This window comes from Corynebacterium suedekumii (assembly GCF_030252185.1).
GTDB classification, from domain to species: Bacteria; Actinomycetota; Actinomycetes; order Mycobacteriales; family Mycobacteriaceae; genus Corynebacterium; species Corynebacterium suedekumii.
In genome coordinates this window covers 443392-457659 of sequence record NZ_CP126970.1, presented here as the reverse complement: position 1 = coordinate 457659, position 14268 = coordinate 443392, and the positions used below count along the sequence as shown (strand labels likewise).

General features: G+C 68.4%; 17 protein-coding genes and 1 pseudogene. 14 read left to right on the top strand and 4 right to left on the bottom strand.

The window, feature by feature from the left end:
- Positions 1–108 precede the first annotated feature (108 nt).
- Complete coding sequence (locus QP029_RS02335) at positions 109–663, bottom strand: inorganic diphosphatase (protein WP_284875267.1); 555 nt, start codon at positions 661–663, stop codon at positions 109–111.
- 99 nt (positions 664–762) lie between these two features.
- On the opposite strand from QP029_RS02335, the gene dacB reads away from it, so the two are divergent.
- The 14 genes from dacB (at position 763) to QP029_RS02265 (ending at position 12607) form a co-directional block, all read left to right on the top strand.
- Positions 763–2037 carry a D-alanyl-D-alanine carboxypeptidase/D-alanyl-D-alanine endopeptidase gene (gene dacB, locus QP029_RS02330; protein WP_284875266.1) on the top strand — a complete coding sequence of 425 codons (1275 nt, stop codon included), beginning with the start codon at positions 763–765 and terminating at the stop codon, positions 2035–2037.
- Between the two features lies 1 nt (position 2038).
- Positions 2039–2929, top strand: a complete 891-nt coding sequence (gene tilS / locus QP029_RS02325) for a tRNA lysidine(34) synthetase TilS (RefSeq protein ID WP_284875265.1) — start codon at positions 2039–2041, stop codon at positions 2927–2929.
- Between the two features lie 16 nt (positions 2930–2945).
- The gene (gene hpt / locus QP029_RS02320; protein ID WP_284876133.1) at positions 2946–3530 is read left to right on the top strand and encodes a hypoxanthine phosphoribosyltransferase; all 585 of its coding nucleotides are present in this window, start codon (positions 2946–2948) and stop codon (positions 3528–3530) included.
- Between the two features lie 135 nt (positions 3531–3665).
- Positions 3666–6140 (top strand): ATP-dependent zinc metalloprotease FtsH, encoded by a 2475-nt coding sequence (gene ftsH / locus QP029_RS02315; RefSeq protein ID WP_284875264.1) that lies wholly within the window; start codon positions 3666–3668, stop codon positions 6138–6140.
- Entirely contained in the window at positions 6141–6722 is a 582-nt protein-coding gene (gene folE, locus QP029_RS02310; RefSeq protein WP_284875263.1) for a GTP cyclohydrolase I FolE, read from the top strand.
- Between the two features lie 22 nt (positions 6723–6744).
- A complete protein-coding gene (gene folP, locus QP029_RS02305; protein ID WP_284875262.1) occupies positions 6745–7596 on the top strand; it encodes a dihydropteroate synthase in 852 nt (283 codons plus the stop codon).
- Positions 7589–7978, top strand: coding sequence for a dihydroneopterin aldolase (gene folB / locus QP029_RS02300; RefSeq protein ID WP_284875261.1), 390 nt, complete (start codon positions 7589–7591; stop codon positions 7976–7978). The genes folP and folB overlap by 8 nt, the downstream gene beginning before the upstream one ends.
- Entirely contained in the window at positions 7978–8466 is a 489-nt protein-coding gene (gene folK / locus QP029_RS02295) for a 2-amino-4-hydroxy-6-hydroxymethyldihydropteridine diphosphokinase (protein WP_284875260.1), read from the top strand. Before folB ends, folK begins: the two co-directional genes overlap by 1 nt.
- A complete protein-coding gene (locus tag QP029_RS02290; RefSeq protein ID WP_284875259.1) occupies positions 8463–8930 on the top strand; it encodes a DUF3180 domain-containing protein in 468 nt (155 codons plus the stop codon). The genes folK and QP029_RS02290 overlap by 4 nt, the downstream gene beginning before the upstream one ends.
- Positions 8931–8940: 10 nt before the next feature.
- Positions 8941–9399 carry a DUF6779 domain-containing protein gene (locus QP029_RS02285; protein WP_284875258.1) on the top strand — a complete coding sequence of 153 codons (459 nt, stop codon included), beginning with the start codon at positions 8941–8943 and terminating at the stop codon, positions 9397–9399.
- Positions 9400–9836: 437 nt separating this feature from the next.
- Positions 9837–10547: a 6PGD fold domain-containing protein gene (locus QP029_RS02280; protein ID WP_284875257.1), complete on the top strand. Its 711-nt coding sequence runs from the start codon at positions 9837–9839 to the stop codon at positions 10545–10547.
- A complete protein-coding gene (locus QP029_RS02275; protein ID WP_284875256.1) occupies positions 10544–11350 on the top strand; it encodes a pantoate--beta-alanine ligase in 807 nt (268 codons plus the stop codon). Before QP029_RS02280 ends, QP029_RS02275 begins: the two co-directional genes overlap by 4 nt.
- A gap of 88 nt (positions 11351–11438) precedes the next feature.
- The gene (locus QP029_RS02270) at positions 11439–11747 is read left to right on the top strand and encodes a hypothetical protein (RefSeq protein ID WP_284875255.1); all 309 of its coding nucleotides are present in this window, start codon (positions 11439–11441) and stop codon (positions 11745–11747) included.
- A gap of 26 nt (positions 11748–11773) precedes the next feature.
- Positions 11774–12607, top strand: a complete 834-nt coding sequence (locus tag QP029_RS02265) for a hypothetical protein (RefSeq protein ID WP_284875254.1) — start codon at positions 11774–11776, stop codon at positions 12605–12607.
- On the opposite strand, the pseudogene QP029_RS02260 reads toward QP029_RS02265, so the two are convergent.
- The 3 genes and pseudogenes from QP029_RS02260 to QP029_RS02250 form a co-directional block, all read right to left on the bottom strand.
- Positions 12518–13114: pseudogene (locus QP029_RS02260) on the bottom strand (IS6 family transposase); the annotation flags it as partial. The gene QP029_RS02265 and the pseudogene QP029_RS02260 overlap by 90 nt on opposite strands.
- 155 nt (positions 13115–13269) lie before the next feature.
- Positions 13270–14016 (bottom strand): ATP-binding protein, encoded by a 747-nt coding sequence (locus QP029_RS02255; RefSeq protein WP_284874266.1) that lies wholly within the window; start codon positions 14014–14016, stop codon positions 13270–13272.
- Positions 14013–14234 (bottom strand): hypothetical protein, encoded by a 222-nt coding sequence (locus tag QP029_RS02250; RefSeq protein WP_284875253.1) that lies wholly within the window; start codon positions 14232–14234, stop codon positions 14013–14015. The genes QP029_RS02255 and QP029_RS02250 overlap by 4 nt, the downstream gene beginning before the upstream one ends.
- Between the last annotated feature and the right edge of the window lie 34 nt (positions 14235–14268).

The following is a 14268-nucleotide window of genomic DNA, read 5'->3' as shown; positions in this document are numbered from 1 at the left end:
GGCCCCGACAACCCCTGCATACAGCATTCAGCCCCGACACCTGGCCGGATGGGCCGGGAATCGGGGCTGGTCGGAGCTGAAGGCAGCCGCGACAGCGGGGCAGGGGGCTTACTTCTCCTCGAGCTGCTGCTCGACCTCGTTCTCCTCGTCCTTCTCCTCTTCGAGGCCCTCGCGGGAGTTGTCGCCGACCTGCTTGTAGCGCTCGATGGACTCGTCGAGGATGCGCTCGGCTTCTTCGCGGGAGCCCCAGCCGGAGCCGGTGACCTCCTTGTTGGGCTCGAGGTCCTTGTAGTGGACGAAGAAGTGCTCGATCTCGTCGCGGGTGAACTCGGAGATGTCGTCGAGTTCCTGGAAGGAGTCGAAGCGCGGGTCGTCGATGACGCAGAGGAGCTTGTCGTCGCCGCCGGCCTCGTCGGTCATCTTGAACACGCCGACGATGCGGGCCATGACGACCACGCCGGGGAAGACGGGCTCGGGCATGATGACCAGGGCGTCCATGGGGTCGCCGTCCTCGCCGAGGGTGTGCTCGATGAAGCCGTAATCTGCGGGGTACGCCATCGGGGTGAACAGGTAGCGGTCGAGGAAGACGCGGCCCGTCTCGTGGTCGACCTCGTACTTGTTGCGCGAACCCTTGGGGATCTCGATGATGACTTCAACGCCCATGCGTGTCTCCTAGCTAGTGTGTGCCGATTTCTCCTCATCCTACCGCCGGGGCCCGCCCACGTCGCTGCAGGCCCGGGTCGGGCCACTAGTCTGTTGAGAATGAGCGGAAAGAAGCTGTGGTGGGCCGTCTCGGCCGGGGTGGTGGCGCTGGCCACGGGGTCGGTCGCCACGGTGGGGGTGCTCGCGCAGCAGCATTACGGGGATCTCACGCACGCCCCGGCCTTCGCCATCGAGGAGCCGGAACCGCCACTGGTGCCCGCGCAGGCGGAGGTCCCGGTGGACAATGTGGCGCTGGCGCGGGCGCTCGACCGGTTTGTCGAGGGGTCGGAGGATCTGGGCACCCTGCACGGCCAGGTGACGGACACGGTGACGGGGGAGACGGTGTGGGAGCTCAACGCGGATGCGTCGTTGCAGCCGGCGAGTGCGACGAAGATTCTCACGGGGGCGGCGGCGATTCTGGCCCTGGGGCCGGATGATGTGCTCACCACGGAGGTGGTGCGTTCCGGTGGCACCGTGGTCATCCGGGCGTCGGGGGATGTGTGGTTGACGTCGGGGCAGCTGGATGACCTGGCGGAGCAGGTGGGGCAGGCGGAGCAGGTGATCATCGATACGTCGCTGTGGGCGGGGGAGCCGCTCATGCCGGGGTGGGATCCGCAGGACATTGACGCGGGGTACATCGCCCCGTTGGAGCCGGCGATGCTCTACGGGGCGCGGATCGGGGACACGGAGGGCGATGTGCCGCGTTCGCACACCCCGGCTCTCGATGTCGCCCGGGCGCTGGCGGACCGCGTCGGCGCGGAGACGGTCGGGCTCGGCCCGGCGCCGGCGGACGCGGAGGTGGTCGCCACGACCGGGTCCCCGGAGCTCATCGACCGGCTCACGGAGATGATGCTGCACTCGGACAATGTCATGGCCGAGGCGATCGGGCATGAGGTCGCGCTGCACCGCGGGCTGCCGGCCACCGCGCAGGGGGCGACGCAGGCCACGCTCGATGTCCTGGGTGAGCACGGCATCGACATCTCGGGTGTGAGCCTGGCGGACAATTCGGGGCTGAGCACCCTCAACCTCATCCCGCCGCGGGTCCTCGACGACGTGCTTCACGACGCCGCCGCCCACCCCCCGCTGCGTCCCCTCCTGGCCACCCTCCCGGTCGCCGGCGGGTCCGGCACCCTCACCGACCGTTATGACGACATGTCCGGTCGCGGCTGGGTCCGGGCGAAAACGGGCACGCTCACGGCGACCTCGGCACTCGCCGGGGTGGTCACCGCCGATTCGGGCCGCGTGTACTCCTTCACCCTGCTGTCCAACGGCTCGGAGATTCTGCCGGCCCGCGTCGCACTCGACGAGTTCGCCTCCGTCATCCGGGATTCCTGACATGAACTTTCCCCGCGTCAGCCCGCACTTCCTCGCGTGTCGACGCGCCGTCCGTCCCCACCGTGGCTCCACCGCCGTCACCGTGGGCCTGTCCGGCGGCCCGGATTCGCTGGCGCTGCTCGCCGCCGCTGTCGTCGAAGGCGTCGACGCCCGCGCCGTCATCGTCGACCATCAGCTCCAGGAAGGCTCGGCGGAGGTCGCTCACCGGGCCGCCGAGCAGGCCCGGGCGCTCGGTGCCCGGGCCGAGATTCGCACCGTGGATGTCGCGCCGGGCAACCTCGAGGCGCAGGCCCGCCGGGCCCGCTACGCCGCCCTGCTCGCGGACGGCCGGGACGTGTGGGTCGGCCACACCCGGGACGACCAGGCCGAGACCCTGCTGCTCGGGGCCCTGCGCGGCAACCCGGCGGGGATGAGCCCGCGGGCGGGGAGGATCGTCCGGCCCTTCCTGGGCATCCGGCGGGCCGACACTGTCGGGGCGTGCGCGGAGCTCGGACTCGAGCCCTGGCGTGACCCGTTCAACGAGGACACCGATTTCCGGCGGGTGGCCCTCCGGCGTTTCCTCGACGGGCAGCTGCACGGCGACGCCACCGATCCGCTCGCGCAGACGGCCGACCGGATCGCCGCCGACAACGCCCTGCTCGAGGAGTTGGCGGGCCCGCCGACCGACGACTGCGCGGAGCTCGCGGCCCAGCCGGGGCCGCTGCGGCGACGCCGCATCGCGGCGTGGGTGAGGGAACGCGGCGGGAAGGTGACGGGGGCGTCGATAAGCGCGATCGAGGCGTTGTGCGTGGACTGGCACGGGCAGGGCGGGGTGGCCGTCGGCGGGGACACGGGCGGAAGGTTGGAAGTGACGCGGTCAGGTGGCAGACTGGCTGTAACCCTAAAGGCCTAGGAAAGGTGCCATGAGCATGCACGACAAGAAGGACTTCACCGTCCCCGCCCACAACTACGGCAGCGACGTGGAGGCCGTGCTCATCAGCGAGGAGGATCTCAAGGCGCGGATCCGGGAACTCGCGGCCAGGGTCTCCGAGACCTACCGCGACTCCGACGACGACCTCATCCTCGTGTGCGTGCTCAAGGGGGCGGTGTTCTTCCTCACCGATTTCGCCCGTGAGCTGGACATTCCCAACCAGATGGAGTTCATGGCCGTCTCCTCCTACGGCAACTCCACCAGCTCCTCCGGCGTGGTCCGCATCCTCAAGGACCTCGACCGCGACATCGAGGGCCGCGACGTCCTCATCGTCGAGGACATCATCGACTCCGGCCTCACCCTGTCCTGGCTCATGCGCAATCTCAGGGCCCGGAAGCCGCGCTCCCTCGAGGTGATCACCCTCCTGCGCAAGCCCGAGGTGGTCAAGGCGGACATCGAGCTTTTCGACGTCGGCTTCGACATCCCCAACGAGTTCGTCATCGGCTACGGCCTCGATTACGCCGAGCGCTACCGTGACCTGCCCTGGGTGGGCACCCTCGACCCCAAGGTGTACTCCTCCTGACCCGTCGGCGGGTACGGCCCGCCGGAACAAAAGGCGCACCTGGCGCGTTGTGCAGTCATAGCTGACTGACCGTCTCTCCGCACACGAAAGGCACAGGTCGCGGGCGGCTGACGAGTCGGCCCAGCGACTGCATCCATGAAGAACAAGAGAATCCTCCAGATCGGCCTCGTCGCGTCGGTCCTCCTCATCACCCTGTTCGTGTTCACCCTGCTCACGGACGACACCCGCTCCTTCCAGCGCGTGGACACCTCCGTGGCCATGAGCCAGCTCGCCGAGGGCAACGCCGAGAAGGTGCAGATCGACGACCGCGAACAGCGCGTCCGCATCGACCTGCGCGAGCCGATCACCTACGAGGAACGCGAGGGCGTCGAGGAGATCCTCGCCCAGTACCCGGCCCGCACCGCCCCCGACGTGTTCGAGGCCGTGCGCACCTCCGGCGCCGACTCCTACACCACCGAGGTCACCCAGGACAGCTTCCTCGGCAGCATGCTCAGCTTCCTGCTGCCCATGCTCATCCTCTTCGGCCTCCTCTTCTTCTTCCTCACCCGCATGCAGACCGGCGGCATGTTCGGCTTCGGCGGCTCCAAGGCCAAGGAACTGACCAAGGACATGCCCACCAACACCTTCGCGGACGTCGCCGGCGCTGACGAGGCCGTCGACGAACTGGAGGAGATCAAGGACTTCCTGCAGGACCCCACCCGCTACCACGCCCTCGGCGCGAAGATCCCCCGCGGCGTCCTGCTCTACGGCCCGCCCGGCACCGGCAAGACCCTCCTGGCACGAGCCGTCGCCGGTGAGGCCGCGGTGCCGTTCTACTCCATCTCCGGCTCCGACTTCGTGGAGATGTTCGTCGGCGTCGGCGCCTCCCGCGTGCGTGACCTGTTCAAACAGGCCAAGGAGAACAGCCCCTGCATCATCTTCGTCGACGAGATCGACGCCGTCGGCCGCCAGCGCGGATCCGGCATGGGCGGTGGCCACGACGAACGCGAACAGACGCTCAACCAGCTGCTCGTGGAGATGGACGGCTTCGGCGATCGCGAGGGCGTCATCCTCATGGCCGCCACCAACCGCCCCGACATCCTCGACCCCGCCCTGCTGCGCCCGGGCCGTTTCGACCGCCAGATCCCGGTGACCAACCCCGACCTGGCCGGCCGCGAGCACATCCTCGAGGTCCACGCCAAGGGCAAGCCGCTCGGCCCCGACGCCGACCTCAAGGCCCTGGCCAAGCGCACCGCCGGCATGTCCGGCGCCGACCTGGCCAACGTGCTCAACGAGGCCGCCCTGCTCACCGCCCGCATCGGCGGCAACGTCATCACCGCCGACGCCCTCGAGGAGGCGACCGACCGCGTCATCGGCGGCCCGCGTCGCTCCTCCAAGATCATCTCCGAGAAGGAGAAGAAGGTCACCGCCTACCACGAGGGCGGCCACACCCTCGCCGCGTGGGCGCTCAAGGACATCGAGCGCGTGTACAAGGTGACCATCCTCGCCCGCGGCCGCACCGGCGGTCACGCCATGACCGCCGCCGAGGATGACAAGGGCATGTACAACCGCGACGAGCTCTTCGCCCGCCTCGTCTTCGCCATGGGCGGCCGCGCCGCCGAGGAACTCGTCTTCGGCGAGCCCACCACCGGCGCCTCCGCCGACATCGAGCAGGCCACCAAGATCGCCCGCGCCATGCTCACCGAGTACGGCATGTCGCCGAGCCTCGGCGTGGTCAAGTACGGCCAGGAACAGGGCGACCCGTTCTCCGGCCGCGGCGGCGGCGGCACCCTCGAGGTCTCGCCCGCCGTGGCGGCCAAGATCGACGAGGAGACCCACCGCCTCCTCGACTCCGCCCACCGCCAGGCGTACGAGATCCTCCGCGACCACCGCGACTACCTGGACACCCTGGCCACCAAGCTCCTGGAGAAGGAGACCCTGCGCCGCCCGGACCTGGAGCAGATCTTCGACGGCATCGAGCCCCGCGCCGCCGAGGACGTCTTCCCCGGCGAGGACGCCCACTTCCCGCGCCAGGCCGACCGCGAGCCGGTGAAGACCCCCGTCGAGCTGGCCATCGAACGCGGTGAGGAACCCCCGAAGCGCTTCTCCCTCCTGGAGATGTCCAAGGAGGCCCGCGCGAAGCGGGAGGCCGAGCGCAAGGCAGAACAGGAGGCCGGCCAGGCCGACACCGGCCGCCACCGCGCCCCCGACGCCGGGCAGCCTGGCGACTCCGCCCCCGCCACCGCCCCGCGCTACGGCGGCACCCCGCCGCCCGCCGACTGGTCCGCCCCCGGCTGGCCGCCGAAGGACAACCCCTACGCCGGCGCCGGCTCCACCAAGGCGAGCACCCTCGAGCACCCGGGCATGAAGAACTACGAGGCCGACCGCGCCCCGGAACCGGAGGCCACAGGTCAGCCGGAGCAGTCGGAGCAGCAGGACGGGAAGCCGCAGAACACCGAGGTCATCGGTTTCCGCCTGCCCGAGCACGAGCGCCCGGAGTATGACCGGAAGCCGGCCACGGACGGCGTGGAGGAGAAGCCCGCCGCCGACGCTGCGGATGCCGCCGCCCCGGAGGAGACGCCCGAGACCCCGTCGGACGCGCCGACCACCCAGTTCCCCAAGGAGAGTTAAGTGAGCGTAAACCCCCGCGAGTTCGACCGGGAGCGCGCCGAGGCCGCCGTCCGGGAACTGCTCATCGCCATCGGTGAGGACCCCGACCGGGAGGGCCTGAAGGACACCCCGGCCCGGGTGGCCCGCTCCTACGAGGAGATCTTCGCCGGGCTGCGCACCGACCCGACGGAGGTGCTGGCCAAGACCTTCTCGGAGAACCACCAGGAGCTGGTCCTGGTGCGGGACATCCCCATCTACTCCACCTGTGAGCACCACCTCGTGCCCTTCTACGGCACCGCCCACATCGGCTACATCCCCAGCTCGGACGGCCATGTCACGGGCCTGTCCAAGCTGGCGCGGCTGGCGGACATGTACGCCAAGCGGCCGCAGGTGCAGGAGCGGCTGACCTCGCAGATCGCGGACGCGCTCATGAACAAGCTCGGTGCGCAGGCCGCGATCGTGGTCATCGAGTGCGAGCACCTGTGCATGGCCATGCGGGGGATCCGCAAGCCCGGTGCCACGACGACGACGTCGGCGGTGCGCGGCGGGTTCAAGACCAACGCGGCATCCCGGGCCGAGGTCCTCAGCCTCATCCGGGGTTAGCGCGGGGGTTAGAGTGGCTGGCATGCGCGTAGCTGATCTCACGGTCCCGGGGCGGTGCCTGGTCATGGGCATCGTCAACGTCACCGAGGACTCCTTCTCCGACGGCGGGCAGTGGCTCGACATCGACCGCGCCATCGGGCACGGCCGGGAGCTGGTCGCCCAGGGTGCGGACATGATCGACGTCGGTGGGGAGTCCACCCGCCCGGGCGCCACCCGCGTCGACCCGGACGTGGAGGCCCGGCGTGTGGCCCCGGTCATCGAGGCACTGTCCCAGGAGGGCATCCCCACCTCGGTGGACACCATGCGCGCCTCCGTCGCCCGGGCCGCCGCCGAGGCCGGGGTGGCCATGATCAATGACGTCTCCGGCGGCCTGGCCGATCCGGAGATGTACCGCGTCATGGCGGACACGGACCTGCCGGTGTGCCTCATGCACTGGCGGACCGTCCGCTTCGGCGACGCCGCCGGTACCGCCGACCACGGCGGGGACGTGGTGGCGGACGTCCACGAGACCCTGGCCACGCTGGTGGACAACGCCCTGGCCGCCGGGGTGGACCGCGGCAACATCGTGCTGGATCCGGGGCTCGGTTTCGCCAAGTCCCGCGAGGACAACTGGGCGCTGCTGCATGCGTTGCCCGAGTTCATCGACGGGGAGTTTCCCGTTCTCGTTGGTGCGTCCCGCAAGCGTTTCCTCTCCGCCGTCCGCGACGACCGTGGCCTGCACGGGGTGCCGGCGGACGCGGATCCCGCCACCGCGGCGGTCACGGCCATCTCGGCGCAGATGGGGGCGTGGGGCGTGCGCGTCCACAACGTGCCCGTCTCCCGCGACGCCGTCGACGTCGCCGCCGCCTGGCGCGCGGGAGGTTCCCGTGGCTGACCGGATCGAACTGCGCGGCCTGGAGTGCTTCGGCCACCACGGCGTGTTCGCCGAGGAGAAGCGCGACGGCCAGACCTTCCATGTCGATGTCACCTGCTGGCTCGACACCGCCCCGGCCGCGGCCGACGACGACCTGGCCAGGACGGTCAACTATGCCGAGCTGGCGCAGCTGGCCGTCGACGTGGTCACCGGGCCGCCGCGCGATCTCATCGAGACCGTCGCCGCCGAGATCGCTGACGGCATCCTCGACCGCTTCGAACTGCTGCACGCCGTCGAGGTGACCGTGCACAAGCCCTCGGCGCCGATCCCGCACACCTTCGCCGACGTCGCCGTGGTCGCCCGCCGGTCCCGCCGCACCCGCGCCGAGTTCAGGAACGCCTGATGCGCGCCGTCCTGTCCATCGGCTCCAACCTCGACGACCGTCGCTCGCTCCTGCAGACGGTGGTCGACGAGTTCCGCGCCGAGACCGTCGCCGCCTCACCGGTCTTTTCGACGCCCCCGTGGGGCGTCGAGGACCAGGACGAGTTCCTCAATGCGGTGCTCATCGTCGACGTCGACACCAGCCCGCTCGACCTGCTGCGCCGCGGCCAGGGCCTGGAGGAAGCCGCCGACCGGGTCCGCGTCCGACGCTGGGGGCCACGCACCCTCGACGTCGACATCGTGCAGGTGATCCGGGACGGGGAGGAGATCTGCTCCGACGATCCCGAGCTCACCCTCCCGCACCCCCACGCCCATGAACGCGCCTTCGTCCTCGTGCCCTGGCTCGCCGCCGACCCGGACGCGGTGCTCCGCGGGACACCCGTCGCCGAACTGGTGGCGGGTCTCGACGCCGGGGACGTCGCGGCCGTGCGGGAGGTGCCTGAGGGATGACCAGGACGTCGATAAGCGGGCTTGTCGCCGCCGGCGGATTCGCCGCCGCGGTGCTCGCGATCATCACGTGGACGTTCTACGGGTCGATGATCGCCATCCCCGTCACCGTCTCCGTCACCCTCTGGGTGATGGCGATCGTGTGCGTCGTGCTCGCGTGGAAGGTGCGTGACCGGCTCGAGGACGGGCGCATCGGCCAGGACCGCAGCCAGCTCAACCCCGTCACCGCCGCGCAGTTCCTCGTCATCGGCAAGGCGTCCGCGTGGACCGGCGCGATCGTCGGCGGTGCGTACATCGGCATCGGCAGCTACGTCATCCCGCGTGCCGACGAACTCATCGCCGCCGGCGACGATCTCCCCGGCGTCCTCGCCAGCGCCCTCGGCGGCATCGCCCTGTCCGCAGCTGGGTTGTACCTGGAACGACACTGTGAGACGCCGCCACCCGCTGACGGCGAGCCGGTTGGTTAGAGTGGAGCCCATGAGTGCAGAAACCCCGTCGGACCGTGGCCAGATTCTGCTGATCGTCCTCGTCGCCCTCGCCTTCATCGCGAGCCTGGTCATGCTGTTCACCGACAGCGACGGAGCCCTCAAACTCGCCCTCCTCGCCGCCCTCTGGGCCGCGATCCTCGGCGCCTTCCTCGTCTTCCGCTACCGCAGGGACGCCGAAGCCACCCGCGCCGAACTCGACCACCGCGAGGAACTGCACCGCGCCGAACTCGCCGCCACCGCATCCTCCACCTCCACCGAGGTGGACACCCGCGACTCCGAGGTACTCGCCGACATCCAGCGCGAACTCAGCCTCCTGCGCGCCCAGCTCGAGGACCTCGCCGGCCGCGAATTCGGTTACGAGCCCGCCGCCCTGCGCGCCGAGGCCCGCCGAGATCCTCGAGATCGAGGACGCCGCCCGCCGTGCCACCGACCACTCGGACCCCGATGACGAGGACGAGTCCGACATCGACTTCGTCATCCCCGAACCCACCCCCGACCCCCACCGCATCACCGGCGCCCCGTCCGCCGCGGCGGTCGCCGGCAAGCTCGGCCAGGACGAACCCTCCCGCCCGCACCCCAACCCGCTGGCCGACCTCATCGCCGAGAACAAGCGCCGCGCCGCCGAGCAGAAACCGGCCGGGACGACCGCGTCCCCCGCCTTCAACACCGGCTCCTTCCAGACCGTGTCCTGGGAGGACGGCGGCCTGACGGGGACCGGGGCCCCGGAACCGACTGAGTCCGCTGAGCCGGTTGAGTCCACTGAGCCCGTGGCGGAGGAACAGCCGGAGGGGTCCCGCCGGGGTCGCCGCCGCCGTGACGAGCACTCCGGCGGGGTGTCCGTCGCCGAGCTGCTGGCCCGCGCGCGAGAGAACCGGGACTCCTAGGATGCAGGCTCCCCGCATGCGGGTGGGCGTGTTCGGCGACGACGACAGCGACCCGTTGCCGGACCTGCTCCGGTCCGTCGGCCACGAGGTCATCCACATGACCGACGAGAATGCGCCGGATGCCACGGAACCGGACATGCTCGTCATCGCCGCCCACGAGGAGACCTTCCGGTCTCACGTCGAGATCGTTGCCGGCGGTGTGCGCCGAGGCCAGATCATTCTGCACACCAGCCTCGCCCACGGCGTCCAGATTCTCGACGACGCGGAGACGGCGGGCGGCGTCGTCATCGCCGCCGGCCAGCTCAGCCCCACCCGCTGGGCCGTGGCCACCGCCGATGAACTCGGCCACACCATCGCGGAACTGCTCTTCGGTGAGCTCGGCGCGAGCATCATCACCGTCACCGATCAGCAGCGCCTGCAGCTGGCCGCCGCGATCACCTATGCGAATGCGCTGGCGTTCCTGCGCCGGGACGCCGTCAAGCTTCTCGACGGCGTCCTGGACAACGTCGAGGAATCCCACGACATCGTGGACCGTGCGTCCCTGTTCACCCGCTTCCCCGACGTCGCCGGATCCGGCGGGCTGCAGGAGCAGTGGCGTTCCATCCAGGACCCGGGGCGGGCCCGGGCCTTCCGTCAGACGGTCCGTCGGGCCGCCGAACTGACCACCGTCGACGACGTCGAACTGTGGGCGATCCAGGAGGACAAACTGTGAGCTTCACCGCCGGCCAGGCCACCGAATTCAGCACCGACCAGGTCGCCGTCCTCTCCCGCGCGATGCGGCGTACCGGCCGACCTGTCGTCCTCGTGCCCCTCGGCACCGGCGTCCACGCCGGCCATGCCGCCCTCATCCGCGCCGCCCGCCGCCTGCCCCGCGCCGTCGTGATCGTTGCCTGGGCCGGGGAGGAGGTCCCTGAGACATTCGCCACCGAGCAGGTCGACGCCGTGTGGCGCTACACCGACGACGAGCTGTGGCCGAAGGGCCTGCGCACCCTCGTCCAGCCCGTCGACCATGATCTCGAGCCGGTCGACGAGTTGGCCCGCCACCTCACCCGCCAGCTCACCCTCGTCAACGCCGCCGGTCCCTCGGACGTGGTCGTCGGTGAGAAGGACTACGAACAGCTCCGCGCCCTCCAGTCCGCCGTCACCGACCTGCACCTGCCGGTCACCCTCCACGGGGTGCCCACCGTCCGCATGCCCGACGGGCTCGCTGTCTCCCTGCGCAACACGGATGTCGCCGAGGAGGCCCGCGAGCAGGCCCTGGTTCTCTCCGCGGCGCTGACCGCCGGGGCACACGCAGCCGATCAGGGTGCCGACGCCGTCCTCGCCGTCGCCCGCGACGTGCTCGAGACCGCCGGCATCCGACCCGACTACCTGGAGGTCCGGGGTCTCGACCTCGGGGAGGCGCCCGCCACCGGTGATGCCCGCCTGCTCGTCGCCGCCGAGGTCGGCGGGGTGCGGCTGCTGGACAACGTCGGCCTGCCGCTGGGGATCGGATTCCGCAACATCGAGGGGTAGAGGTAGACCAGTTCGTGCTGATTCTCCGGCGTCGATGGCCTACCATGGCGGGTATCCAGCCGCCGTTCATACTGAGGGAGAGATTCCGATGCCGCGCCACACCATGAAGAAGTTGCGATCGGAACTTTCCATTGTGGTCTCTCCCTCGACAGGACGGGAGTCAGTCGCTGTGGAGCTGCGGAAGGTCCTCGGCATCATGGCGTTCGCCAACGTCGAGTGGCTGGGGCTTGCGGAAGGGCCAGGACCAGGTGAGTTGGTCATTTATCTTCGGGCAACTGGTTCGAGTTACGGTGAAGCCCAGGACCTACTTGACGAATACATCGAAGACATGCTCCGGCGAATGACGTCGTCGCGGGACCGTTTCGAGCAGGGGAGCAATTTGCTTCTACCGGCGTAACCCGTGGAGAGGGGATGGGGAGCTCGGTGACCTTGGAATCGCGTGTCACGAAGGTGGTTGTTCCACCCAGTATCGCTTTCGTCGAGGTCTTACCTGCCGTCCTGCTTGCATTGGCGACTGTCCCTATGTGGCTACAAACGCTCTTGCCCCAAAGGCTCACAATCAATGATGACGGTGACTTCATCCCTCTGCATTGGATCCTGTTCGGGTGTTCGCTGTTGTTGCTGGGGATTGGCGGCTGGCTATCTTGGCACCGTCGGAAGAGCATCCACAAGGTTGAGGTTGAGAATGCGATGCTGACAAAGCAGGTGGCGAAAGCCGATCAAGCCATCGCCGCTCACCATGAAGAACTCGTCGACCTTATCAGTGGACTCGCGCGGGTTCTTTTAGAGGAATTTCACGATGTCGATCCTCGCGCCAACGTTGAGAATAAGCGACGGCATACCCGTTTGACCGTTTACTGCCGGGACCGTGAAAATCACGAGTTTGTTCCGATTTGTAGAGAGTCATCCAATCCAACTCTCCAAAAAATAGGACGGAAACGTTACCCCGACGGCCAGGGCATCATTGCCCGAGCATGGAAGGAAGGATTCGCCGTCGAGCTTTCACTTCCGGATGACCGTCAGCGGTGGAACGAGAACAACATTGAGAAATGGGGTTTCAGTCAATCGGAGACAAGCCGGTTGAAAATGGGTGCTGTTGCAAAGTTGGGCGGAGAGCAGCGAAGACTCAGTTTCTCATTCCCTGATGGCCGCTGCGTGTGGGCGTTCTCAGGCCGTCTCGAAGACCCGGTTGACGATCACCGCGTCCGGGTTCGGTTGCCCGTAGGCAAACATCGTGCCTTGCCCTTTCCGCAATGAGTGCATCGCCTCCATCCCTTTCAACGTCCGATATGCAGATGTCCGGTTCTTAAACGCGCCTTTCGGCCCGAGGATCCGCTTCAGCCGACCATGGTCGCCTTCCAGGATGTTGTTGAGGTATTTCACCTGCCGGTGTTCCACTGTTGGCGGGCAGATTCCCTCTGACTTCAACTCGGCGATTGCCCTGGCTAGGGAGGGTGCTTTATCGGTGTTGATCACTCTGGGATACCCGGCTGACGCATTGGATCTGAGGGCCTTGGCCAGGAAACGCTTCGCTGCGGCCACGTTCCGCTTCGGAGAGAGGTAAAAGTCCAGGGTCTGGCCACCGGCGGTGATCGCCCGATAGAGGTAGCACCACCTGCCGCCGACCCGGATATAGGTCTCATCCACCCGCCAGGAACTGGCCTGCCAGTCAGGTACCTGCCGGTACCACCGTGTTTGCTTGTCCAGATCAGGGGCGTATTTCTGGACCCAGCGGTAGATCGTGGTGTGATCGACCGGCACGGTTGCGTCCTTTAGCGTGGTGTATCTGTAGCTGCCGGTGACGACTGAGTATTCGCAGTTGTGAAGGCCACCCGATCATGCGGTTGGGGGCCAGCGGTATTGCCTGCGGGGGCCGGTGACCGTAGGGATGGGGGCCACCGGCCGACGCTGGGTGTTTCCTACTGGTTCATCGTGACGTGCTCCCGCATGTTGTGGGTGCCGGTGTCGACCCAGATGGTGTTGTGCACGATCCGGTCCATGATCGCATCGGCGTGCACCCCGGATCCGAGCCTTTGATGCCAGTCCTTCTTGGCGTATTGGGTGCAGAACACCGTCGATGCGGAGTCGTAGCGACGCTCGAGCAGTTCCAGCAGCATGCTGCGTATGGCCTCATCCGGATGATCCAGCAGCCACTCGTCGATCACGAGGACAGTGAACGCGGCGTACTTCTTGAGGAACTTCGTCGCTCCCTGGGGTTTGTCGCGTGCGGTGGCCCAGGCTTCCTCCAGATCCGGCATCCGGATGTAGTGCGCCCGATACCGGTGCTGGCAGGCCTGCTTCGCCAGCGCGCACCCCAGGTAGGACTTCCCCGACCCGGTGAAGCCCTGGAACACGACATTCTGGTGGCGTTCGATGAACCCGCAGGTCGCCAAGGTAGCCAGCAGGTTGCGATTCAGTCCTCGTTGCTCGACCAGGTCGATCCGACGCAGATCAGCAGCCGGATAGCGCAGGCCGGCCCGGCGGATCAGCCCGTCGACCTTGCCGTGGGTGAAGGTGGCATACGCCTCATCGACGATCAGTCGCAGCCGCTCCTCGAATCCCATCCCCAGGACGAGGTTCTCGTCTTCGGCGTCGATGGCCTCCAGCAGGGCGGTCGCGCCCATGTCGCGGAGTTTGCGTTTGGTTTCCATGTCGATGCCGCTCATTTCACGTCTCCTGCGTAGTAGTCGGCGCCGCGGACAAATCCGCCTTCCTCCACCGGTTCCTCCCGGGGTGGACGCTGCCGGGCGGCCTGATCCTGTCCGGTGGCCAGGATCGGGTGCAGGTGCCCGTACCGCGGGGACCGGACATGCCCGGCCAGCGCCAGCCTGCAGGCGTCCTCGACCCGCTCGGACCTGACCCCTGTTTGGTAGACACCCGACAACCCGGCTTTCTGCCGGGGAAGAAAGGTAACCTGC